Source organism: Helicobacter fennelliae (assembly GCF_900451005.1).
Taxonomy (GTDB): domain Bacteria; phylum Campylobacterota; class Campylobacteria; order Campylobacterales; family Helicobacteraceae; genus Helicobacter_B; species Helicobacter_B fennelliae.
The window spans coordinates 580,572-602,386 of the sequence record NZ_UGIB01000001.1 but is presented as its reverse complement, the minus strand read 5'-3'; the positions used below and the strand labels follow the sequence as shown (position 1 = coordinate 602,386).

Annotated in this window: 30 protein-coding genes and 1 pseudogene; 26 read left to right on the top strand and 5 right to left on the bottom strand. The window is 38.2% G+C overall.

What is annotated here, in order from left to right; all coding sequences use genetic code 11:
- Nucleotides 1-798, bottom strand: coding sequence for a 16S rRNA (adenine(1518)-N(6)/adenine(1519)-N(6))-dimethyltransferase RsmA (gene rsmA / locus DY109_RS02945; RefSeq protein ID WP_023947455.1), 798 nt, complete (start codon nucleotides 796-798; stop codon nucleotides 1-3).
- 98 nt (nucleotides 799-896) lie between these two features.
- Here rsmA and hisF point away from each other — a divergent pair, with 98 nt between their 5' ends.
- The 15 genes from hisF (at nucleotide 897) to DY109_RS02870 (ending at nucleotide 14,465) form a co-directional block, all read left to right on the top strand.
- On the top strand, nucleotides 897-1,688 hold the full coding sequence (gene hisF / locus DY109_RS02940) for an imidazole glycerol phosphate synthase subunit HisF (RefSeq protein WP_023947457.1): 792 nt from the start codon (nucleotides 897-899) through the stop codon (nucleotides 1,686-1,688).
- A 1-nt stretch (nucleotide 1,689) separates the two neighbouring features.
- Nucleotides 1,690-2,247, top strand: coding sequence for a phosphorylase family protein (locus DY109_RS02935; RefSeq protein ID WP_023947459.1), 558 nt, complete (start codon nucleotides 1,690-1,692; stop codon nucleotides 2,245-2,247).
- Entirely contained in the window at nucleotides 2,225-3,340 is a 1,116-nt protein-coding gene (gene rlmN / locus DY109_RS02930; protein WP_023947461.1) for a dual-specificity RNA methyltransferase RlmN, read from the top strand. The genes DY109_RS02935 and rlmN overlap by 23 nt, the downstream gene beginning before the upstream one ends.
- A gap of 102 nt (nucleotides 3,341-3,442) precedes the next feature.
- Nucleotides 3,443-4,609 carry an epoxyqueuosine reductase QueH gene (locus tag DY109_RS02925; protein ID WP_023947463.1) on the top strand — a complete coding sequence of 389 codons (1,167 nt, stop codon included), beginning with the start codon at nucleotides 3,443-3,445 and terminating at the stop codon, nucleotides 4,607-4,609.
- Between the two features lie 208 nt (nucleotides 4,610-4,817).
- Nucleotides 4,818-5,279, top strand: coding sequence for a 3-hydroxyacyl-ACP dehydratase FabZ (gene fabZ, locus DY109_RS02920; RefSeq protein WP_081714884.1), 462 nt, complete (start codon nucleotides 4,818-4,820; stop codon nucleotides 5,277-5,279).
- Entirely contained in the window at nucleotides 5,279-6,076 is a 798-nt protein-coding gene (gene lpxA / locus DY109_RS02915; RefSeq protein WP_023947466.1) for an acyl-ACP--UDP-N-acetylglucosamine O-acyltransferase, read from the top strand. The genes fabZ and lpxA overlap by 1 nt, the downstream gene beginning before the upstream one ends.
- Nucleotides 6,069-7,391 carry an ATP-dependent protease ATP-binding subunit ClpX gene (clpX, locus tag DY109_RS02910; RefSeq protein ID WP_023947469.1) on the top strand — a complete coding sequence of 441 codons (1,323 nt, stop codon included), beginning with the start codon at nucleotides 6,069-6,071 and terminating at the stop codon, nucleotides 7,389-7,391. The genes lpxA and clpX overlap by 8 nt, the downstream gene beginning before the upstream one ends.
- A gap of 1 nt (nucleotide 7,392) precedes the next feature.
- Nucleotides 7,393-8,436 (top strand): rod shape-determining protein, encoded by a 1,044-nt coding sequence (locus DY109_RS02905; protein ID WP_023947471.1) that lies wholly within the window; start codon nucleotides 7,393-7,395, stop codon nucleotides 8,434-8,436.
- Between the two features lie 14 nt (nucleotides 8,437-8,450).
- Nucleotides 8,451-9,263 (top strand): rod shape-determining protein MreC, encoded by an 813-nt coding sequence (gene mreC / locus DY109_RS02900; protein WP_023947472.1) that lies wholly within the window; start codon nucleotides 8,451-8,453, stop codon nucleotides 9,261-9,263.
- 3 nt (nucleotides 9,264-9,266) lie between these two features.
- Nucleotides 9,267-11,438 (top strand): glycosyltransferase family protein, encoded by a 2,172-nt coding sequence (locus tag DY109_RS02895; protein WP_023947474.1) that lies wholly within the window; start codon nucleotides 9,267-9,269, stop codon nucleotides 11,436-11,438.
- 28 nt (nucleotides 11,439-11,466) lie between these two features.
- A complete protein-coding gene (locus DY109_RS02890; RefSeq protein WP_023947476.1) occupies nucleotides 11,467-11,859 on the top strand; it encodes a hypothetical protein in 393 nt (130 codons plus the stop codon).
- Between the two features lie 12 nt (nucleotides 11,860-11,871).
- The gene (locus DY109_RS02885; RefSeq protein ID WP_023947478.1) at nucleotides 11,872-12,312 is read left to right on the top strand and encodes a hypothetical protein; all 441 of its coding nucleotides are present in this window, start codon (nucleotides 11,872-11,874) and stop codon (nucleotides 12,310-12,312) included.
- A 99-nt stretch (nucleotides 12,313-12,411) separates the two neighbouring features.
- Complete coding sequence (locus DY109_RS02880) at nucleotides 12,412-12,615, top strand: hypothetical protein (RefSeq protein ID WP_023947482.1); 204 nt, start codon at nucleotides 12,412-12,414, stop codon at nucleotides 12,613-12,615.
- An 81-nt stretch (nucleotides 12,616-12,696) separates the two neighbouring features.
- Nucleotides 12,697-13,212 carry a hypothetical protein gene (locus tag DY109_RS02875; protein WP_034549437.1) on the top strand — a complete coding sequence of 172 codons (516 nt, stop codon included), beginning with the start codon at nucleotides 12,697-12,699 and terminating at the stop codon, nucleotides 13,210-13,212.
- 281 nt (nucleotides 13,213-13,493) lie between these two features.
- Nucleotides 13,494-14,465, top strand: coding sequence for a hypothetical protein (locus DY109_RS02870; protein ID WP_023947486.1), 972 nt, complete (start codon nucleotides 13,494-13,496; stop codon nucleotides 14,463-14,465).
- Between the two features lie 173 nt (nucleotides 14,466-14,638).
- Here the strand turns inward: DY109_RS02870 and ygiD are convergent, their stop codons facing one another.
- Nucleotides 14,639-15,439 (bottom strand): 4,5-DOPA-extradiol-dioxygenase, encoded by an 801-nt coding sequence (ygiD, locus tag DY109_RS02865; RefSeq protein WP_023947488.1) that lies wholly within the window; start codon nucleotides 15,437-15,439, stop codon nucleotides 14,639-14,641.
- 112 nt (nucleotides 15,440-15,551) lie between these two features.
- On the opposite strand from ygiD, the gene DY109_RS11300 reads away from it, so the two are divergent.
- From DY109_RS11300 to DY109_RS02850, 4 genes are read left to right on the top strand one after another with little or no spacing between them, the layout of a single operon-like run.
- On the top strand, nucleotides 15,552-15,695 hold the full coding sequence (locus tag DY109_RS11300) for a hypothetical protein (protein ID WP_023947492.1): 144 nt from the start codon (nucleotides 15,552-15,554) through the stop codon (nucleotides 15,693-15,695).
- Nucleotides 15,680-15,859 carry a MerR family DNA-binding transcriptional regulator gene (locus tag DY109_RS02860; protein ID WP_023947494.1) on the top strand — a complete coding sequence of 60 codons (180 nt, stop codon included), beginning with the start codon at nucleotides 15,680-15,682 and terminating at the stop codon, nucleotides 15,857-15,859. The genes DY109_RS11300 and DY109_RS02860 overlap by 16 nt, the downstream gene beginning before the upstream one ends.
- Nucleotides 15,841-16,080 carry a MerR family transcriptional regulator gene (locus DY109_RS02855; RefSeq protein ID WP_147291159.1) on the top strand — a complete coding sequence of 80 codons (240 nt, stop codon included), beginning with the start codon at nucleotides 15,841-15,843 and terminating at the stop codon, nucleotides 16,078-16,080. The genes DY109_RS02860 and DY109_RS02855 overlap by 19 nt, the downstream gene beginning before the upstream one ends.
- A 9-nt stretch (nucleotides 16,081-16,089) precedes the next feature.
- Nucleotides 16,090-16,848, top strand: coding sequence for an aldo/keto reductase (locus DY109_RS02850; RefSeq protein WP_023947498.1), 759 nt, complete (start codon nucleotides 16,090-16,092; stop codon nucleotides 16,846-16,848).
- 1 nt (nucleotide 16,849) lies between these two features.
- Here DY109_RS02850 and DY109_RS11295 read toward each other — a convergent pair whose 3' ends face one another.
- The 3 genes and pseudogenes from DY109_RS11295 to DY109_RS12430 form a co-directional block, all read right to left on the bottom strand.
- Nucleotides 16,850-17,008, bottom strand: coding sequence for a hypothetical protein (locus DY109_RS11295; protein ID WP_023947500.1), 159 nt, complete (start codon nucleotides 17,006-17,008; stop codon nucleotides 16,850-16,852).
- A 110-nt stretch (nucleotides 17,009-17,118) separates the two neighbouring features.
- A complete protein-coding gene (locus tag DY109_RS02845; protein WP_023947502.1) occupies nucleotides 17,119-17,955 on the bottom strand; it encodes a pirin family protein in 837 nt (278 codons plus the stop codon).
- A 68-nt stretch (nucleotides 17,956-18,023) separates the two neighbouring features.
- Nucleotides 18,024-18,632, bottom strand: a pseudogene (locus DY109_RS12430) (HsdM family class I SAM-dependent methyltransferase).
- A gap of 213 nt (nucleotides 18,633-18,845) precedes the next feature.
- Here DY109_RS12430 and DY109_RS12480 point away from each other — a divergent pair.
- The 7 genes from DY109_RS12480 (at nucleotide 18,846) to DY109_RS02805 (ending at nucleotide 21,689) form a co-directional block, all read left to right on the top strand.
- Nucleotides 18,846-19,025, top strand: coding sequence for a type I restriction endonuclease (locus tag DY109_RS12480; RefSeq protein WP_114997839.1), 180 nt, complete (start codon nucleotides 18,846-18,848; stop codon nucleotides 19,023-19,025).
- Nucleotides 19,007-19,261: a type I restriction enzyme subunit R domain-containing protein gene (locus tag DY109_RS02830; RefSeq protein ID WP_023947512.1), complete on the top strand. Its 255-nt coding sequence runs from the start codon at nucleotides 19,007-19,009 to the stop codon at nucleotides 19,259-19,261. The genes DY109_RS12480 and DY109_RS02830 overlap by 19 nt, the downstream gene beginning before the upstream one ends.
- A 170-nt stretch (nucleotides 19,262-19,431) precedes the next feature.
- Nucleotides 19,432-20,253, top strand: a complete 822-nt coding sequence (locus DY109_RS02825) for a type I restriction endonuclease subunit R, EcoR124 family (RefSeq protein WP_023947514.1) — start codon at nucleotides 19,432-19,434, stop codon at nucleotides 20,251-20,253.
- On the top strand, nucleotides 20,234-20,563 hold the full coding sequence (locus DY109_RS02820; RefSeq protein WP_023947517.1) for a hypothetical protein: 330 nt from the start codon (nucleotides 20,234-20,236) through the stop codon (nucleotides 20,561-20,563). Before DY109_RS02825 ends, DY109_RS02820 begins: the two co-directional genes overlap by 20 nt.
- Entirely contained in the window at nucleotides 20,560-21,111 is a 552-nt protein-coding gene (locus DY109_RS02815; protein ID WP_023947519.1) for a restriction endonuclease subunit S, read from the top strand. Before DY109_RS02820 ends, DY109_RS02815 begins: the two co-directional genes overlap by 4 nt.
- A gap of 79 nt (nucleotides 21,112-21,190) precedes the next feature.
- Nucleotides 21,191-21,457 carry a type II toxin-antitoxin system RelB/DinJ family antitoxin gene (locus DY109_RS02810; protein ID WP_023947520.1) on the top strand — a complete coding sequence of 89 codons (267 nt, stop codon included), beginning with the start codon at nucleotides 21,191-21,193 and terminating at the stop codon, nucleotides 21,455-21,457.
- Nucleotides 21,458-21,494: 37 nt separating this feature from the next.
- Nucleotides 21,495-21,689 carry a type II toxin-antitoxin system RelE/ParE family toxin gene (locus DY109_RS02805; protein ID WP_023947522.1) on the top strand — a complete coding sequence of 65 codons (195 nt, stop codon included), beginning with the start codon at nucleotides 21,495-21,497 and terminating at the stop codon, nucleotides 21,687-21,689.
- The last annotated feature ends 126 nt before the right edge of the window (nucleotides 21,690-21,815 follow it).

Below are 21,815 nucleotides of genomic sequence, written 5' to 3'. Positions count from 1 at the left end.
CTAATCCTTTATGTATTGGTAAATATGGTGATAGTTTTGCGTAGAAACTTCGTGCGGTCTTTTATCAAGCGAAATACCTAATTGTGTAAAAATAGATTCTAGTTTTGGTTTGTCATATTGTGTCGCTAGATTATTGAGTAGCTTTTTTCGAGGCGCATTAAAAGCGATTTTGAGCATATTTTCAAATCCTGCTTCAATGCGCGTTTCATCGGATTTGGTTAGTTTAAATACTGATGAAAAAACTTTTGGCATAGGCTCAAAACACTCTGGTGCCACATCAAAGAGAATCTGCACTTCTCCGACACTTTGTGCCAAAACACTTAAAGCACAAAATTGCTTATCTGCTTCATTCGCACAAAATTTTTGAGCTACTTCTTTTTGTGTCATCACAACAAATCCTCTGCATAATGGATCTTTGATGACATTGATAACAATTCGTGTCGCGATATAGTATGGCAAATTAGATACTAAAATATATTTTTCATTTTCAAGCCAACCTTCCTGAAATGGAAGTGAAAGCACATCACATTCGATTAATGTGAAATTATTTTTCATATCTTTGTGTGATTTTTGAAATTTACGCAAAACAAAAGAACACAGATTGGTATCGATTTCGTAAGTCTTTAGACTCGAGAGTCTCAATAGCCTTTCTGATAAATCACCCAAGCCAACCCCGATTTCTATGAGTTTATTATTTTCTCGTATATCGGAGACCGATTGGACGATCCTATCAAGAGCGGCAGAATCTTTTAAGAAATTCTGCCCAAAGTATTTTTTAGCTTCAGGTTGCAGTATCAATCCCTCTTAAAAATGTGAAAATTATTGTATCAATTTTTTCATTAATTATTTGTAAATTCAAAGTATGATTTTAAAAAATTAATGGAGTTGGAAATTATATGGATAATCTTGCTCGGAGAATTATTCCTTGTTTAGATATTAAAAATGGTTCTGTTGTAAAGGGTGTGAATTTTGTCGGCTTAAAAGATATGGGCGATCCTGTCGCATTGGCACAATTTTATAATGACGCTGGAGCAGATGAGATTGTGATTTTGGATATTACAGCGACTTTTGAGCATAGAAAGATCATCGTGGAGCTGATTAAACAGATTTCTAAATATGTCTATATTCCGCTGACTATTGGTGGGGGCATTAGAGATTTGGAGGATATGTATTTGCTTCTTGATGCGGGGGCTGATAAGATAAGCTTAAATAGCGCAGCAATCCAGAATCCAGATCTCATCACGCAAGGTGCGAAGCGATTTGGCTCTCAATGTATCGTTGTCGCGATTGATGTGCGAAGTGCGGTAGATTCTGATAAGTTAGATTCTGCAAAACAAATCAAAAAAGAAGTCTATATCAAAGGCGGGCGTGAAAATACACATGTTGAAATGTGTGCTTGGGCAAAAATTTGTGAGGACAAAGGAGCGGGAGAGTTTTTATTGACGAGTATGGATACTGATGGCACAAAGCAAGGCTATGATCTTGAGACATTGAAGCAAATGAGGCAAAGCACAAGTCGTCCGATTATCGCTTCTGGTGGAGCGGGCAAAAAGGAAGATATTGCAGAAATTTTTAAGGCAAATCTTGCTGATGCCGCATTGGCAGCGAGTATTTTTCATAATAATGAAATCTCTATACACGATTTAAAAATATTCCTCAAACAACAAAATATTCCCATAAGGATTTGAGATGTTAATTTGCGCTGGACGAAATGAAATGATTAAATATGCCATACCGATTGGTGTTGGACTTGTCGAGGCAAGTATCGGACTGACTCAGCTTTGTCTCAAAGAAAATGTCAAGCAAGTTACTTTTGTCGGCACAGCAGGATCGTATTCTTATGATATTCCATTGCTTTCTATTTGCACGAGCACTCAAGCGACCCAAATCGAATCAGGTTTTTTATTTGGAGAGTGTTATACACCGCTTGAAAATTGCATAGCGATTGAGAGTCAGCCCGGAGTTTCACATGAAACATATTCTCATATTTTAGTCAATTCTTCAAACTACATCACGACCAATTCTAATGTATCCAACAAAATGACAAATGCTGGAATCTTTATAGAAAATATGGAATTTTTTGCTGTTTTGAGAGTGGCACAGGAATTTTATATTCCTGCTTGTGGAATTTTTTGTATCACAAATTATTGCAATGAAAATGCGCATAGAGATTTTTTGATTAATCAAAGTTGCGCAAAAATTGAGCTTGAGAAATACATAGCAAATGAATACAAAAAATATTTATAGTTATTCTTTATCTGATTTGTCTGCCATTTGCTCTCCTTCATTTCGAGCCAAACAGCTTTATAATTGGCTCTATGTAAAATATGAAAAAGATTTTTTGGCAATGCAGAATTTACCAAAGACATTGCGGGAGCAATTAAGCCAAGAGTTTTCAGCTCAGAATCTTGAATGTATAGCCCAAGAGCATAGTGTCGATGGGACAAAAAAATATTTATTCAAAACAAAAGATGGACATACTTTTGAGAGCGTTTTTCTCAAAATGAAAGATAAAAAAATCGATCAAAATGGAAAAATATTGGAAAGCGAAAAATATACTTTTTGTATTTCAAGTCAAATTGGTTGCAAAGTCGGCTGTGCTTTTTGCTCGACAGCAAAAGGTGGATTTATAAGAAATTTAGATTCTGGTGAGATTGTCGAGCAAGTTGTCAATCTCAAAAAGTTTAATAAGATTCCACCAGAAAAGAGAGTCAATATAGTCTATATGGGAATGGGTGAGCCGTTGCATAATTTTGATAATGTAGTCAAAGCTATACAAATCATCGCTGAGCTTGACGGGCTTTCTATATCTCCAAAAAGACAAACTATATCGACAAGCGGAATCAGCCCCTTTATAGATAAATTAGGTGAGCTCAAGCTTAGCGTGCAGCTTGCGATTTCTTTGCATGCGGTTGATGATGAGCTACGTTCACAGCTTATTCCTATGAATAAAACATACAATATTGAAAATATTATTGAGGCAGTGAAGAAGTTTCCTATCGATACGAGAAAAAAAGTTATGTTTGAGTATTTGGTGATTAAAGACATCAATGATGATCTTACAAGTGCAAAAAAACTCCTTAAGCTCCTCAATGGAATCAGCGCAAAAGTCAATCTTATTTTGTTTAATCCTCATGCTCGCACCAAATTCCAGCGACCCGATATACAAAAAGTGAGGGTATTTGCAGATTTTTTGACAAATAAGGGATTGCTTGCTACTATTCGAGAATCTAGAGGGATTGATATTTCCGCTGCTTGTGGGCAACTTCGTGAGAAAAAAATCCATCTTGATGATTGCGTTTCACATGAAACAACTTATAAAACAACGATAAAGGAGTAAAATGGAACCATTGGAAATTGTATTGTTGGTATTTTTGGCTGTATTTTTGATCGTAAGCGTGGCTGTGTATATTTATTTTGTCAATAACAAAAAGGATTTGTAATGCTCGTGCATATTTGCTGCTCGGTGGATAGTCATTATTTTTTAAGTGAGCTTAAAAAGAAATATCCAGATGAAGATTTTGTGGGATTTTTTTATAATCCAAACATACACCCAAAATCTGAATATGATTTGCGGCTAAGTGATGTGCAAAGAAGCTGTGATATGCTTGGTATCCGACTTATCGAGGGTGCATATAATGATAGGCATTGGTTTGTGGGCGTAAGGGGAATGGAAAATGAGCCAGAAAAAGGCGAGAGGTGCTTGAAATGTTTTGACATTCGGCTCACAGAAAGTGCCAAAAAAGCCCAAGAATTAGGAGAGCAAAAATTTACAACCACTTTGCTTTCGAGTCCCATGAAAGAGCAAGAGATTCTCTACAAGCAAGGCGATCAAATCGGTATGCAAATGGGCTTAGATTTTATCAAAGTCAATGTCCGATCTAATGGTGGCGTCCAGCGACAAAATGAACTTGCAAAGCAAGATAATTTATATAGACAGAATTATTGTGGTTGCACCTTTGCACTTTCTCAGCAAAGACAAAAGCAAAACCGCTTGAGTCTCGAGATGATAAGCGATATAGGAGGCAGAAAACTACCCGGAAGTATTGAGGAAAGACAAGAGATTTTTGCGTTGCGTGATATGCTTGAAAAAAACAATCAGCACTATATCCTCACTCAAAGAAAAAAAATCACTTGGAGGCTTTTATCAGGCAAAATCTCACAAAATGGCAATGTCATACCAAGCTATATTTTGGCACATTCAGATTCTAAGGATTGTAAATCAGGGCAAATATTTTGGGGTTATACTCAAATTGCAACTCAAACATTTCACAATGCTACCCATAATACCACATCTCAAAACCCCCCACTTTGTCAAAAGCTCTTAATCGGAATCAGCAAAAAAGATGATAGTGTGTATTTGACGCTGGATTCTTTGAATACTTTGGCACAAACATCATACAAAGATATTGTCGATATGCTTTATAATCCGCTATCTTATGAATGCGAATTGCATATACGAAAAATCATCTGTGGCGATGAGAGCATAAATCCTATAATTATCATAGAAAACCCCATATACGATAATGTAAAAATTACAATACAAAGTGTTTTTCAAGAAGAAAAAATCTTTCAAGTTGTAGATTTTGTAGATTTCAATCAAAGATGAGAGATAAATAGAGATTATGTTATGAGCTAAATACCAGAATCTACATTCTAGAATCCAATTACTTAGAATCTAAATCAAAGATAGAATCTTAAATGAAATGCAATCTCTTAGATTTTAGTGTTTTAATTAAAAAAAATTATGTATAATTTAGATTTTTAAAATCAATAGAAACTTAAGGTAACAAATAAGAAAGGCACAAATTATGGATATGGTTATGGATATTAATAAGATCAAAAAGATTCTGCCACATCGCTATCCTTTGCTTCTTGTTGATAGGATTACTCGGTTAGAAAAAGATGTATGTGTTGAAGGTTACAAAAATGTAACAGCAAATGAGCAGATTTTTTTGGGGCATTTTCCAAGCAAACCGATTTATCCGGGCGTGATGATTATAGAGGGAATGGCGCAAGCAGGAGGAGTTTTGGCATTTGTAAGCACTTGGGGAGATGATATAAGTGCTGCTGAAAGTAAGATTGTGTATTTTATGACGATTGATAGAGTGAAATTTCGTATTCCTGTCGTGCCGGGCGATAGATTGGATTATCATCTTGAAGTGCTGAAACACAAGGGTGCTGTTTGGTCTTTGGACGCAAAAGCCTTTGTCGATGGCAAATTAGTCTGTGAAGCCGAGCTTAAAGCTATGGTTGCAGATAGTACAGAGGAAAAATAATGTGCGGAGCCAAAATCGCCAAAAGTGCAGTTATCGAAAATGGCGCAAAAATTGGTAAAAATGTAGAGATTGGAGAGTTTTGCGTCATAGGCAAAGATGTATCCATCGGCGATCACACAAAGCTTTATAATAATGTAACGATTTTGGGGCATACAACGATCGGACAAAGCAACACAATTTTTCCTTATGCAGTTTTAGGCACTATACCTCAAGACTTGAAATATAATGGCGAAAAAGTCGAGCTTATTATTGGAGATTTTAATACGATTAGAGAGCATTGTATGTTTAATCCCGGCACAAAAGGTGGTATCGAAAAAACAATCATAGGCAACCAGAATCTATTTATGGCATTTGTGCATATCGCTCATGATTGTATCATAGGCAATCATTGTATCTTAGCAAATAATGCGACTTTGGGCGGGCATATAGAAATTGGCGATTATGTTAATATCGGCGGAATGACGCCTGTTCATCAGTTTGTCAAAGTTGGCGATGGCGCGATGATAGCTGGTGCTTCTGCCCTATCTCAAGATATTCCGCCATTTTGTATGGCTGAAGGCAATCGCGCAGTGATTCGCGGACTCAATAAACACAGAATGAGAAAGCTATTTTCTCACGAAGAAATTGATGCTATAAGTAGCTTTTATCGCAAATTATTTCATTCTGATGCGCCATTACGACAAATCGCACAAGAAGAGCTTGACTCACAACCTGCCTTAGAATCCATAGAGAAAATATGCTATTTTATTTTAGAATCTCAAAGAGGAATACCTATCCGAAAGGACATTAATGGATAAAGATGTATGCTATTTTTGCGGTAGAGAAAAAACAAAAGATTTTCCGCTTCTGACTAATCCTGACAGAGTTAGGGATTATGTCGGCGTGAGGGCAAAGATTTGTCTTGTTTGTATTAGTGCATTTTATAAACACATCATCGCACAGCGATCGTTTGGCGAAAATAAGGCTGATAAATCCATATCAACGATAAAAGAAAAAATTTCAGTAGATTCTACTTTAATACCCTCTCCGCGAGAGCTCAAAGCCAAATTAGATGAATATGTCATCGGGCAGGAAGAAGCCAAAAAGGTATTTTCTGTGGCAGTGTATAACCACTACAAAAGGATTCTAAGTAATCTCAATAGTGATGATTCTAGCACTGATGATTCTGATGATGTCGAAATATCAAAATCAAATATTTTGCTTATAGGACCCACAGGAAGCGGTAAAACCCTTATGGCACAGACTTTGGCGCGCTTTTTGGATTTGCCTATAGCTATTTCAGATGCGACAAGTTTGACAGAAGCTGGGTATGTCGGCGAAGATGTGGAAAATATTTTGACACGACTTTTTCAAGCCGCTGATGGTGATGTGCAAAAAGCACAAAGAGGGATAGTTTTTATCGATGAGATTGATAAGATCTCAAGACTTTCAGAAAACCGCTCAATCACTCGAGATGTTTCAGGCGAGGGCGTGCAACAGGCATTGCTTAAAATCATCGAAGGAAGTGTGGTGAATATTCCACCAAAAGGTGGGAGAAAACACCCAAATCAAGATTTTATACAAATAGATACAAGCAATATTTTATTTATTTGTGGTGGGGCATTTGATGGATTGAGTGAGATTATCAAAAGGCGAATGGGTAATAATGTGCTTGGATTTAGTAGCGAAAAACAGACAAAGATTCAGCAAGAAGAGCAGATTCTTCATCATGTAGAGCCAGATGATTTAGTCGCTTATGGTTTGATTCCGGAGCTTATCGGGCGGTTGCATGTGATTACTACGCTTGATGCGATCACGCAAGAAGCGATGATTGATATTCTTACAAAGCCCAAAAATGCACTCATCAAACAATATCAAAAGCTTTTTAAGCTTGATGGGGCTGAGCTTGTGTTTGAAAAAGAAGCCATAAAAGAAATAGCGCGTTTAGCTATTGCAAGAAAGACGGGAGCTAGGGGCTTGCAGGCTATTATCGAGGGCTTTATGACAGATATTATGTTTGATTTGCCATCTTTGCGATCGTATGAGGTTGTCATTACCAAAGATTGTGTAGAGAAAAAGTCTAAACCACTGCTTATAAAACATAAAAAAATCTCTAAAATAAAAGGAGCATAGAGTGTTTTTAAATAAATTGATTGGAATGTTTTCGCATGATATTGCGATAGATTTGGGGACAGCAAATACGATTGTGCTACTCAAAGGACAAGGAATTATCATCAATGAACCATCTATTGTGGCAGTTCGCGTTGATCGATTTGATAGAGAGAGTGGCGAGATTTTGGCTGTCGGGCATGAAGCCAAAGAAATGGTAGGAAAAACTCCAAGCGGGATTCGGGCTATCCGCCCTATGAAAGATGGTGTCATCGCAGATTTTGACATCACAGAAAAAATGATCCGCTATTTTATCGAAAAAGCACACAATAGAAAGTCTCTCATTCGTCCTAGGATTATGGTTTGTGTGCCGTATGGATTGACAGGAGTTGAGCGCAAGGCGGTTAAAGAATCCGCTATGAGCGCTGGCGCAAGAGAAGTGTATTTGATAGAAGAGCCTATGGCTGCAGCGATTGGGGCTGGGTTGCCTGTTAAAGAACCGCAAGGAAGCTTGATTGTTGATATTGGAGGTGGGACCACAGAGATTGGAGTGATTTCACTAGGAGGTTTGGTGATTTCTAAATCCATTCGTGTAGCTGGCGATAAGCTTGATATGGCAATTGTGAATTATGTCAGAAAAAAATACAATCTTTTGATCGGTGAGCGCGCAGGAGAAGAGATCAAAATCCAAATCGGTGCGGCTGCTCCTCTTGAAACACCGCTTTCTATGCAGATCAAAGGAAGGGATCAGGTGAGCGGATTACTCAATGCTATCGAGCTTACAAGCGAAGATGTGCGCGAGGCGATTAAAGATCAATTACGAGAAATCGGTGCTGCTATCAAAAGTGTCATAGAATCTGTGCCGGCAGATTTGGCAGGGGATTTGGTAGAAAATGGACTCACGCTTACAGGAGGAGGTGCGTTGATTCGCGGGCTTGATTGCTATCTTTCAGACACGATCAAGCTTCCTGTGTTTATCGGCGATGAGCCATTGCTTGCTGTCGCAAAAGGCACAGGAAAGGCTATCGAAGAGCTTGATACTTTGTATAACACAAGCAAATACGAATAATCCACAATTCACCGATGAAATACCAATCACTTGCGATCACGATTATATGTATAGCAGTGCTTTTTATTGCGATAGATTCAAGCAGTTTTTTGCAAAATCATATCATGCGTATCGGAGGTGGTATTAAAATTTTTGTGCTAGATTCTAAAGACGCGATCGCCCTAAAATACAATCAATACATCAACCAAGCCCATACAATAAAAAAATACCAAGAAAAGCTCAAAGATTACGATCAGCTTGAGCTAGAGCTCAAAAATGTGCGTAATGAAATCGATGCCTTATCGTTGTTTGATACACAGCAGACTTTTTATCGTGATGCGCAGTTTTTGCCTGCTCGAGCGTATTTGTATGTGGGAATGGGAAATTATAATCGAGTTTGGATTGACTTTGATACAAGCCATTATCCAGAAGGACGGCTTTTTGGAATCGTTCAGGATGGAAAAGCTTTGGGTATAGCTATTGTCAAGGATAGGAAGCTTGTTGGGTTACTCAATGGTGAAAAGCAAAGCAGTTATAGCGTATTTATCGGTGATGAGAAGATTCCAGCCATCATTCATTACAATAGCCTATCTCCAGAAAATATAGTTGCGGATTTTATTCCTTCATGGAAAGAAATTCACATTGGCGATCAGGTTTTTACAAGTGGGCTTGATGGCATTTTTATCAAGGGAGTTTTAGTCGGCGAAGTCGTCTCCGTGAGTCATGATTATGGCTATATCACAGCGCAAGTGAAGCCATATGCAAAGAATTTTGATCTTGATTATATTTGGCTTGTTGATACAAAAGTGCCATCGCAAACCCTGCCACAAGACAAAACACCATTTTGATTTATGCAGCATTTACTTGATACATTACAATCTGCCCAGACAAAACAAGAGTTAAAGTATGTTGTGCTTAAAGCTGTGGAAGCAGTGAAATTAGCACACATATCTGAAGCGGATTTTGCACTTTATAAGCTTTTTTGCCAGAATCTACGCAATAGAATCTTTGAGATTTTTCAGAATGGGGATATTTTAGATTCTGTGTTTTTGTATCTTGGATTTATTATTTCTCGCGATCTTGAGGAGGATTCAAGGTTTGAAGTTTTTGTAAAACTCGTTGATACAATGCTTAAAGAAAATGTCAGCGATGAAGAATATGTAATGCTTGTTGAGCTTGGAGCTATGGCTAGGATTCTCAAAAACCCTAAAAATCAAATATTTGCGATAGATCAAAACGCAATATATAGTGCTGATGATGGATTATGTTTTTTGATTTCTCATATCGTATTTTGCGATATTACAAGCTTTAGCGCACAAAAAACTTCACAATTCATCACAGAATCTTTTGCAATTTTTCATGTGGATTTTGGGTGGCTTGAGTGCGCATTGCGATTTGCTATGCAATCTGTGGATTCTGCGCTTCATAGAAGAAATATGTTAAATTGGCAGTTGCATGTATTTTGGAATATAAAGTTGTATTTCAATACGCGAGCATGGCTCAATCTGTATGAGGATTGGAAAAAGGTTTTTTATGCTGTGCTTGATTCTGATAATACACAAAGCATAGATGAGGCACTTTATATTCAGTTTTTTATCTATCATATGTGTGGAAATAGCTTTACATCGCAAGATCAATGGAGAAAATTTAATGATGAGATCTCCAAAAAAGCAACGATCATATATCAAGATTTTGCACAAAAAAATCATTTATTACTTCCTATTTTTCTTCCTACTTTTTCTAATAAAAAACTTAAAATAATAGCTATTTTACGAGATAGGATTGTAGAAAACTCACCATTTAAAGTCGAATATAGTTTGATTAAAAACCTCATAAACAATCACAAATTTAATCAACAATATGAAATCAGAATCTACACGATGAGCCTTATCGAAAAATCAGAAAATAATCTTCAAGTGATAAAAAGTTTGCAGGATTTAGGCGTGAGTATTTTTGATGTGGGTGAGCCTTTTAATAAGGCTTTATATCATAATTCACATTTGCAAAAAGCCCTAGCACTTCGCCAAAAAATGCAAGAAGACGGAGTATCTGTGCTGATAAGCCCAAATAATGGCTATGGGATTAGCGATTTTTTGCTCTCTACGCGAAGTGCGCCGATTCAGGTTTTTTATACGCATGGCAATTATGTGTATGATATTTTGGGTATTGATTTTAGAATGACACATATTTGCGATAATCAAAGACAAATCACACATCAAGGGTATGAGTTTTTGGGGATTCCGCTAAAAATGGATTCTTTATTTTATACGCCAAATGTCGCGCAAGAGGTGATTGATAGCGAGCGAGCTAGATTTCCAAAAGATAAAAAACTCATAGGTGTGATAGGGCGATTGACAAAGATAGATTCTGTGCGCTATCTTCAGGTGATTTGTAAGCTTTTACGCGAGAATAGCCATTATGTGTTTTTGGCTTGTGGCATAGGCAATGAGGCTGAGATCAAAAAGAAAATCATCGCAATAGATTCTGCTTTGCTTGAGCGGTTTTATTTTGCAGGGTATGTTGATAGCGGAGTTTATGGGCATATTATTGATTTTTGGGCAGATAGCTTTCCTATGGAGCAGGGTGAAAGTCGGATAGAATACATCGCCAAAGCCAAAGGTTTGGCATTGCGACTATCGACAGAATCTTACCTGCAATGGCACAAAAATATGAGTCAAAAACTTCACAATCTCAAATCCACAATCCAAGAGCTAGAATCTGAAATTGCTATAAGCTTTAATGAGTATAAAGAGCTTGTTTTAGATTTTACTCAAACCATAGCTTTTTGTGAAGAAGACTACTATAAAAAAGCCTTAAATATTATGAATCTAGATTATGATAATCTAAAAAACCTACTTAATAAACAGAGCAAAATATTTGAAGTTAATGCAAAAATCCGTGAAAAATTAGGTGTGGAATTTTTTATGGATTTTTTAGATTCTACACTTTGTAATCGACAGAAAATAACACTCACACAACCCACCAACATTTCAGAAAATCACCAAGAGATTGACACCAAATAAATAATATGGCAAATCTAAGGAGGTATATATGGGATTTTTCAAGTGTCATATCGCTTGTGCTTTGGCATTTTTGGTAGCTATGAGCTGCGTCCTTCAAGCACAAGATATGCAAAAAGATAAACAAGAAGCGCAGGATTTTACAGAGCAAAAATATCAAGCAAATCAAAACGGCTATACAGATAATCTTGATGTCTTTATTCAGTTTGTTTGGGTTAGGCATTTGCTTGATACAGGCTATCAAAGCGCATCAAATCCTTGGGAAGATGCGATAATTAGCGCAAAAAAATCAAGTATCAATTTATCTGCACATTCACCCGCAAATTTGCTAGATTCTCTCTCATCAGATTCATCGCTAGATTCTCCTATGGATTTAATGGATTTACTTGCCAACTCGCAAGCATACACCATTACACCAACGTGAGATGTTGTTGATATGCAGTGGGCAGAGGATACTTATGATGATACGATTGCGTTTTGGATTTATTTTTTTGTAGATAAAGATGAGCAGGGAATCGTAGCCGACAAAGAATCTAAAAGTCTCTGCTATGTGCCTTTTGGGGTAGGCTGCTTTATGCCTTATGAGGAAAAGTTCAAACCAAAATCACCAATCTATGCATTGCCAAACACTTCTTCAAAAACGCTTGGTAGCCTAGACAAAAACGATATTGTATTTGCGATTGCCAAAAGCAGTGATGAGAAATTTTATCAAGTGATTGTCTATCCTCAAATGGTAAAAGTAAAAGAATCGCTCATTAATCAAGGCAACACAAATGATGCGCTACATTATATGAAATCTATCACGCCAGTGAATGGTTTTGTCAAAAAAAGTGCGATAAAATGCCCTATCAGCGCACCACCTATTGATGAATCTTGACCCAATCTATGCAGATAAACCTGTATTGTTTGCGCCATTGCTTGATATATTAGATACAGAGTCAAGCCAGACAAAGCTAGACTCAAGCAAAGAGCAATAATGACAAAATGTATTGCGTTTTGGTCTGTATGTGTTTGGGCTTTATTTGTTGGTTTTTCTACTCTTAAGGCTTGGGATTTTGTTTATGGTGTGTGGATTGTAGATTCTGAAGCTATATATTTTCTGTCAGATAGTCAGCAGCACAAAAATCAATCTCACAAATCCGCCTTATATTTTGCCCAATCAAGTGTTTGTTTTTTATAAACAAGACAAGGACAACAAAAAATTCAAACGCAATTTGTATGCGACAAAAAGCCTCTTTGTATTATGGCACATGGAAGTATTGTGATTGATTACAAAAAAAGCGCAAAGCCAAAGATTCTCTCCATTGATAAATTAGACACATTGAGTGCTAAAGAAAGCAATCAGAACAATACCCAAATAAATATCGGACTGATTTATAAGTATTTTGGCTATGGAGATAATGAGAAAAATAAATCCGTGCAGACAGGAAAATATAGCGATGTGCCTGATGTGGATTTTTTGGCGTTGCGCTTGAGTGAGAGTGAGTTGAGAGCGTTTTCTTTGGATTCTAGGATTTTAGATTCTCACACTTTAGATTCTCGCTTGCCAAAGCTTTATAAAGAGCCACGAGCTGATTCTGAAGTGATTTTGTCTGAAGTGTTTGGGGCTGATTCTCAAGCGCATAAGGATTTTATCTATCTTTTGGGATTAGAAAAAGATCAAAGCCAAAGCCAAAATCAAGAAAGCTTTTATCAAGCGATTGTAATTCACGATGAAAGTGTGTATTTTTGGGGGTATATTGCACTTGATTCAAAAAAGATTGATATCTTTCTATAAAGTCTATAAAACCCTCTTCTATAAAGTCCTCCCCTTTAAAGCCTTCCTCGCCGCCTCAAAAACCACTCGCAGAATCTAATAAACCCAATAGGCTTTTTTATATCCAGCCAAGCTTAGAATCTCTGCGCCAAGAATATCATGCAAGCTTTCCTATGGTGATCCAAGCTGTGTTTGATAGCACGACCTAGCGCATTGAATTAAAGGATTTATCGCTTATTACAAAGCTTCCGATAAGCGATGATATAAACGCTTACCTTTCTGAAAAAGAGCGTTTCAAGCTTGTGTCAGAAGCCCAAAATCGTGGCAAAACCTCATTTGAAGTGCCATTGATTGTAGATATAGATCCAAATTTTCAAAGCTATATCGATAGCAAAGCGGAAGTCAAGCTCATTTCTTTACATGTTCCTAAGATTATTTCTTTGCACGCGCCCAAGGGGCTTTCGCAAAATACTCAACTCTGTATCGGTGGCAATCTCCTCTATCAGCAAAGCCTTACAATCTATACAGAAAATCCAAGTCAAAGCCCCTCAAAAAAGAAAATACCTCAAATATCTATCGATAAGTTTTTGCTTACCAGAAGCTCGCTCAAAGCCATTAGCTCGCCAGAAAAAGAAGAAAACCAAACAAGTCAGATTCTAGCTAAGCGACAAGTAGAAAATCCAAAAGATAGCGATTTTTATGAGGTTGTCCTCTATCAAAATACAAAAAACAACACAAATCAGATTTCAGTCAAAGGGTTTGTCCGCAAAGATGATGTGATACCTTGCGATGAGGTAAATACAAGAGAAGTGCCAGATTACACAAAAGCAGAGGCTATCATGCAAACGATAAATACCCTAGAATCTAAGTCCATAAAGCCCAATCTTTTTGCGCTTTTGCAAAACAATAAAGTCGTGGGTTATAAGCACAAAACGGATAATTTTAAATCAAGCCTAGAGCTTGCTAAAAGCTATAAATTAGATAATATTGATTTGCTTGAGAGTCCAAATAGTGGGGATTATGAGGGTAATCATGGTGGCGATAAAAGGGTGGTTTATGATAGGGGCGCAGGATTTTATCCGCAAGTTATAAATGTAGATTTTATCTTTCTTGGTGCAGATGATGTGAATGCTTCCAAAAAAGCCAAAAATCGCACCAAAAATTTGCGTAATCAAAAAGGCATTCAAACAATCCTAGCACTATATCCAAATGCTACATATCTTTTTGATAATGAGTGGCTGACATTTGTGGATTTTACTCAATTTAGATTTTAGAATCTATGCAAACACAAAAAGCAAATGATAAAACCAGTGTAAAGAAATTCTAGATTTTTGAATAAATTTTGGGGTTTTGCAAGGTGAGCGAATGAGTCGCTACTTTTCGTGCGTCGCTAGTCGAGAGAGCCGACGCAATCCGCAAAATTTACCAAAAAGCTAGGATTTAGATTCTATGCAAACACAAACGAAGTCATCGAAATCACGCCGCAGGTATAGAATCTATTAAACACGTTAATGCTATCCTCTGGCGTGCTCGCGCCAAATGCTATAAGAAAGGGCAAGAAATGATCCAAAGTCGGCACGCACGCCCTCGCGCCATCGATTTTCTCAAACTCTAGCAAGCCCTGCACATCGCGCTCTAATGTGCGCTTGATGATATAGCGATCAAATTCAAGCGCCCACGGATAGCCAAAGTCCTCGCGCTCCCACTCAAGGAGCGAGAGATTATGCACGATATTGCCACTTGCCAAAATCATCACACCCTCTTGCCTGAGAACACTTAGCACCCTGCCGATAGCAAGCTGGGATTCCAAACTCGCGCTTAGATCCACGCTTAAGCACACTAGCGGAATGTCTGCGTTTTTATACATTTTGCAAAGCACGCTCCACAGCCCATGATCAATGCCCCATGAGTCCTCAAGCTGCGCGTCAAAAGGGCTTAGAATCTTGCTTAGTCGCTCTGCTAGCGCGGGATCGCCCTTTGGCTGGTAGGCTAGCTCATAGAGCGCGCGCGGGAAGCCTGACATATCATAGATTTGTCTGGGTGTTGGCGTGGAGTTTATCCTTAGCCCACGTGTGTGGTAATGCGCAGAGATCCCCACTATCGCGCGGGGCGCAAAGAGCGCGCCAAGACTCTCCCATGCGCGCGTGAAAGCATTATCGCTTATGGCATTAAGTGGTGAGCCATGCCCGACAAAGATCGCGGGCATTGATGAAGTTGATGAGATTGATATATTCGATGAGTGAGCCATTTAGATTCTCATTTTGGATTTTTGTTGAATCTCACATTCTAGTAGGCTTTGGCTATTTTGAGGTAAATGCAAAATACATTATTCAATGATAAATTCTTGACAAATACTATATATGAGGCGGTATAATACGCGTTTAGATTCTAAAAATATAGATTCTAAAAATATATATAATCATAAATACACGCAGACAAACGCATACATTACAAATACATACATCAAGGAAAAATCAAGGAAAAATCTATGGCTTACACGATAAGAGAAGTTGAGAGTAAAACAGGCGTGAGCGCACACACGATAAGGCATTTGGCAAGAATGGGGCTGTTTTCACACATTGAGCGCGATGAAAACAATATCCGCTATTTTAGCGAATATGATTTGCAGTGGTGGACTTGGTGCAATGTATGCACGAGAGCGGCATGAGTTTAAAAAAGGTCGCGGAATTTGTGGAGCTTTGCAAGCTAGGGGATTCTAGCAAGGCGGATTCTGTGGATTCTAATGCTTTGGCAAAGCGCACAGAATCTAACCCGCTTTTTAACGGAATCCCGAGCGTGAAACTAAACAATGGCATTTTTATGCCAATTTTGAGCTTTGGCACATTAAAGCTAGGCAGCCAAAAAGAGACGCAACAATATGTTGAGTAAGCCTTAGAAGTGGGCTTTCAGCTCTTTGATACCGCACAAAGCTATGGTAATGAAGAGGGCGTGGGCTATACGCTTAAAAATACCTTAAATAGGGTGCTAAAGCGTGAGGAGCTCTTCATCACCGCAAAGCTTTTTAAGGCAAATGCGAGCAAAGAAAAGGTACAAAAAAGTTATGAAGAGTCGTGCAAAAAGCTAGGCATTGATTATGCGGATTTGTTCTTAATCCATCAGCCTGTGAATGACACTTACGCGGCTTACCGCGGTATGATAAAGCTCTATAATGCCAAAAAAGTGCGCGCCATTGGCGTGAGTAATTTTGACAATGCGCGTTTAATGGACTTTGTGCAAAATCAGGCAATAAAGCCAGCGGTAAATCAGGTAGAATGCCATCCGTATTTTCAGCAAATAGAGGCGCAAAAATTCATGCAGGAATTGGATGTGCAAATGGAGGCATGGAGCCCGCTTAAGCAAGCGCGCGATAATATCTTGCAGGATAAAACGCTATTAAATATTGGCAAAAAGCATAATAAAAGCGCGACACAGGTGATATCGCGCTACATCGTGCAGCGCGGCATTGTAACTATTGCGGCGAGCAAAAAAATCGCGCACATGAGAGAAAACTTTGGCATTTTTGATTTTACTTTAAGCGCGCAAGATATGGCAAAAATCGCCAAACTTGATACGCCCACAAAAATGCTAGACCACAATAACCCCGCTACGATTAAATGGCTTAACGAGCGAGAGATTGGGCAGAGCTTGAAACGTTAGATTATGCCCTAAATTCTAGCAAAGATACAGCTAGAAAGCCCACTATGCTCTTTGCCATAGCCTCTTGCATTCGCGTTTGATGAATTTTATCATTCTTTAAACTTGCGTTTGTAATCATTATGGCGGACTTTGTGCCTTTGTGTGTATTTATGGATTCCATAAATGCCCCTTTTAGTTTGAAATAAAAGTCGCATTATAAAGCCTTACACTTGGTATTTGTCAAGAGGGATTTTAAAATTTTGTAACAAATTTTAAAATCTGCAGTAAGCGCTAGGAAATCCGCGTGCTGTGCTTTATGAAAGTACCTTCACGTAGCTCTTTAAACGCCTCTTGCAATTCCTTTTTAGTATTCATTACCACAGGTCCGCCCCACGCGGTAGGCTCGTGCAACGCGATTGAGCTAAGGAAGAGAATCTGCGCGTTTTTGTCCATGCTAGAGAGGCTGAGATCTCCACCGGGGCTAAGCTTTATCGCCGTTTTCTCGCGCACGAGCTGCCCTTGCACCAACGCATCGCCTTGCAGCAAAAAGAGCACGACATTTTGGCTAGGCTTAGTCGTGATGGTTTGGCTCATATTTGGCGCAAGGTGGATGTCGTAAAAATCCAGCGGTAAAAACTTTGGTTTAAAGCCTTGAGCGCCCTGATACTCGCCACTTATGAGCTTAAGGCTTGCGTACTCAAGCGTGAGCGTGGGAATTTGCTTTATGCTTTTATAGCTTGGCTGGCTCATCTTGTGCTGCTTGGGGAGATTGAGCCAGAGCTGCACGCCCAGCATCCTAGGACTCTCTGGCAGGATTTCCTCGTGCAAGATTCCAGAGCCTGCACTCATCCACTGCACTTCGCCAGAACGTATTGTATCGACATTGCCCAGGCTGTCTTTGTGCGTCATAGCGCCCTGCGCGATATAACTAATCGTCTCAATCCCCCTGTGCGGGTGCATAGGAAAGCTTTTTATATAATCAGTGGGATTGGTGCTATCAAAGCTATCGAGCATCAAAAATGGATCGAAGTCTTGCATACTCTGCGCGCCCAGCACGCGCGTGAGCTTCACGCCCGCGCCATCGATGGCCTGAGTGCCAAGGATAAGTTTTTCAATCTGTCGTTGCATTTGCGCTCCTTTGTTTTTAGATTCTGTGGTTTATTTAGAATCTCGCATTTTGACAGGCTTTGGGTATTCTAGGGTAAATGCGCTAAAGCCTCAAATTCCACGCCAAAATCTGTCGCACAAAAACTTTGCTCAAAGTCTTTTAAATGCTCCATACTTAAAGGATTGCCAACAAGGCTTAAATTTACATTTGTGCGCAAGTCATACACCCAAAGTTTGCTTGTGCGGTATCCCCTTGCCAAAGGCTCAAATTTATCAAAAAATAGCACATTTGCTTTCACGCCCTGCGCGTAAAAAATACTCGTTGGCAAACGCAAGATGGTATGCAAATCAAACTCACTCAAAAGCTTTTTTCACACCTTCTCACCTGCTCCACCCTCAAACAAAACATTATCAGGCAAAATCACCGCCGCCTTACCACCTATCTTTAAAAGGCTCATTATGTGCTACAAGAAATTCAGCTACTTGTTTGAAGTGCTCGCAAAAAAGTCCTCTCTTGTGTAGCTTTCTTGCTCGCTTTTTACACTGCCATCATCGCTGATTATTTTCGTGCTTGACTTTTTGCCAAAAGGCAGATTAGTAAGCACCATACAAAAACGTCTATTACCAAGCTCAAGTAAAGAATCTCCCTTCTCCACCAAAGATGTATCATTATCAAGCCCATGTAAAAACAAATTCATCGCACAAGGGCTCACCACCAAAGTCATTATCACAACTCATCAAGCTCCCCATTAAAAGCGGATTTGAGCAAGCTTTACTTTAAAAGCTTGGCTTTTTCGAGACTTTTGTCTATCAAATTTGCTCAATAATTGCGAATTTACCCTAAGTGAATGGGAGCGGTTTTTTAGCTTTGTGCTAGCTAAGAAAAGCGATCATATCGAGGATAAAGCTATATCTCGCACGAAAACTATATCCAAGATTTTACTTTTGATGATGGCAAGGTAAAAAATCTAAAAATCATCGATAAAAATAATCTCCAAAATAACCACCTCCAAGTCATCAATCAATACGAAGCAGAGGGTATTTACAAAAAATCACTATCATTTATAGCTTTGTGGCAAATGAAGATCTAAGCGAAGATGAGGGCGATGGGATAGAAAATCCTAGCTCAAAAGAGTTTCTAGAATCCGCTATGCAAGATTATAATGCTATGTTTCAAAGTGGATACACGCTAGATTCTAGTAGCAATAGCTTTGATAACTACTACAAAGACATTTCACACAAAATGAAAGAGCGAGAGCTTGATTTACTTATCGTGGTAAATATGTTTCTCACAGGCTTTGATGCCACGACACTAAACACACTCTGAGTTGATAAAAATCTGCGTTATCAAGGGCTTTTGCAGGCATACTCTAGGACAAGACAAATAGAATCTTAAATTCTATCAAAACCTTTGGCAATATCATCTGCTTTCGGAATCTAGAAAGTGCCACAAATGAAAGTATCGCGCTTTTTAGCGATGAGGGCGCGGATTCTATCGTGCTACTTAAGAGCTTTAGAGAGTATTTAGAAGGATACATCGATGAGTCCGGTAAGGAGCATAAAGGCTACAAAGAGCTCATACATGAGCTAAAATCTAACTTTAAAGAGCCTCAAAACCTCCAAACCATAGAAGAGAAAAAAGCCTTCATTAAGCTTTTTAATGAGATTTTAAAGCTCAATAATGTCCTTAGCACTTTTGATGAATTTGAAGAATTAGAAAAAGAAGAAGAGCTTCTCACCCTGTGCCAAAAGCAAGACTTACAAAGCGCGTATCTGCGAATCTGTGATGAGATAAAGCAAACAAAAGAACAAGAAAAAACAAACATAAACGATGACATAGTCTTTGAAATCGAGCTAATAAAACAAGTCGATATAAATATAGACTATATCCTTACACTAATCGCCCAAAATCTCCACAAAGACACAACAAAAGAGCTTGAAAATATTGATAAGATTCTAGACTCAAGCCTAAAGTTGAGAAGCAAAAAAGATCTTATTCACGCATTTATAAGCACATTTACGCCAAATAGCGACAACAACAGCGATACTATCCAAGAGCAATTCACACACTTTATCGCCACACAAAAAGAAAAAGACCTCACACAGCTTATACAGCAATTTAACCTTAACGAAAAAGAAAGCAAAATCTTTGCAGACAATAGCTTCAAAAACGGCTATGTAGAAGAGCTTGGAGAGGATATAGAAAAGACACTGCCCAATGATTTTGGGTTTTTTGGCGAGGCTGGAGAGAGGCGCAAAGAGCAGAAGGCAAAGATATTGCAAGCGTTTAGGGAATTCTATGAAAAATACAGCCTGTAAGTTTGCAAGCAATTCAGCTTTGCGCGATAAATCACCACGCATCGCTTCTGCTTTACTGTGGCGCACGAGCAAGTGCGCCTCATTCGCAGAATCTCTTTGTGGCAATTTCTCATCGCAAATCTTGGAATTGCTCTGTGCATCTAATATTTATCATATCATCATCGCAAGCAAGATTAAATCTACTCGTCATTCTGAGCGTAGCAAAGTATCCACACAATCGGAAGTGGATTTTTCGGTCGGCTATCGCCTCCCTCAGAATGACGGGGCAAGCTCACTGACAAAAACCAAACAAAAAGGAGAATCTAAATGAATCATATAGAAAAACTCATCAAGGAACTTTGCCCCAATGGAGTGGAGTTTAAGGCTTTGGGGGATAATGTAGAAATTTACACAGGAAAACAATTTAACAAAAGAGATATGCAAGAAATAGGAACTTATCCTGTTATAAATGGTGGAATCTACCCATCTGGCTATATTGAAAATTTTAATGAAACAGAAAATACAATTACAATTTCACAAGGTGGCGCAAGTGCAGGGTATGTTAATTTTATGTTTTCAAAATTTTGGGCTGGAGCACATTGTTATGTAGTTAAGCCAAATAATAAGAATTTAATCAATAAATTTCTTTATTATTTTCTTAAAAATTTAGAAAATAATCTAATGTCTTTAAAATACGGGGCAGGAATTCCTGCATTAAATAGCAATCATATTAAAAAACTCCAAATCCCCCTGCCACCTTTAGAAATCCAAAATGAAATAGTAAAAATTCTTGATACCTTCACAGAATTAGAAACGCGACACAAGCAGTATGAATACTACAGAGAAAGGCTTTTGAGCTTTAAAGCTCTTAATGCTTAAAATAAGCAGTCAAAATCATAGTAAATTTATGTCGATTTAATAGTATAATGCTAGCAATTTTCTTAAAAAGGAGCATAACATGCAAAATACTAAAAATATCCGAAACAATAATGTCAGCGTGAGCTTCAAAATGGATAGAGCCGAAAAAGAGCGATTTGAAGAGCTACTCAAAGATATGGGGCTAAGCCTAAGCGCGGCGTTTAATATCTTTGCCAAAGCAGTGATCCAAGAAAGTGCCATACCTTTTAAGGTAAAAAGCAAAGGCAATATCCCAAATGCAGAAACTAGAAAAGCGATAGAGAATATCGAAAATGGCGTGGATCTAGAAGACTTTACCATAGAGTAGCTGAAAGCAGAATACGAAGAGCTCAAAAAGACTAAACATGTATCAGCTTAGAAGAGAAAAAAGCTTTGTGAAAGACTTTAAAAAGACTGATTTGAATGATAGTGAATTTAGCAGGCTTGCAAAATATTTGAGTTTGCTTTGCGAAGGCAAGGATTTGCCAAAAGAAGCAAGGCTTCATGAGCTAAAAGGCGAATGGAAAAAGTATAAAGAGTTTCATATAGGAAAGCGATAAGCTTGTCGTCTTTAAGATTTAAGGAGATGTGATTTATCTTGCAAGGCTAGGCACGCATTCACAGCTTTTTGGCTAGAGTTAAAAGTATTTTAGGTATTTTAGAGCGTATTTAAGCATAAAAAGTAT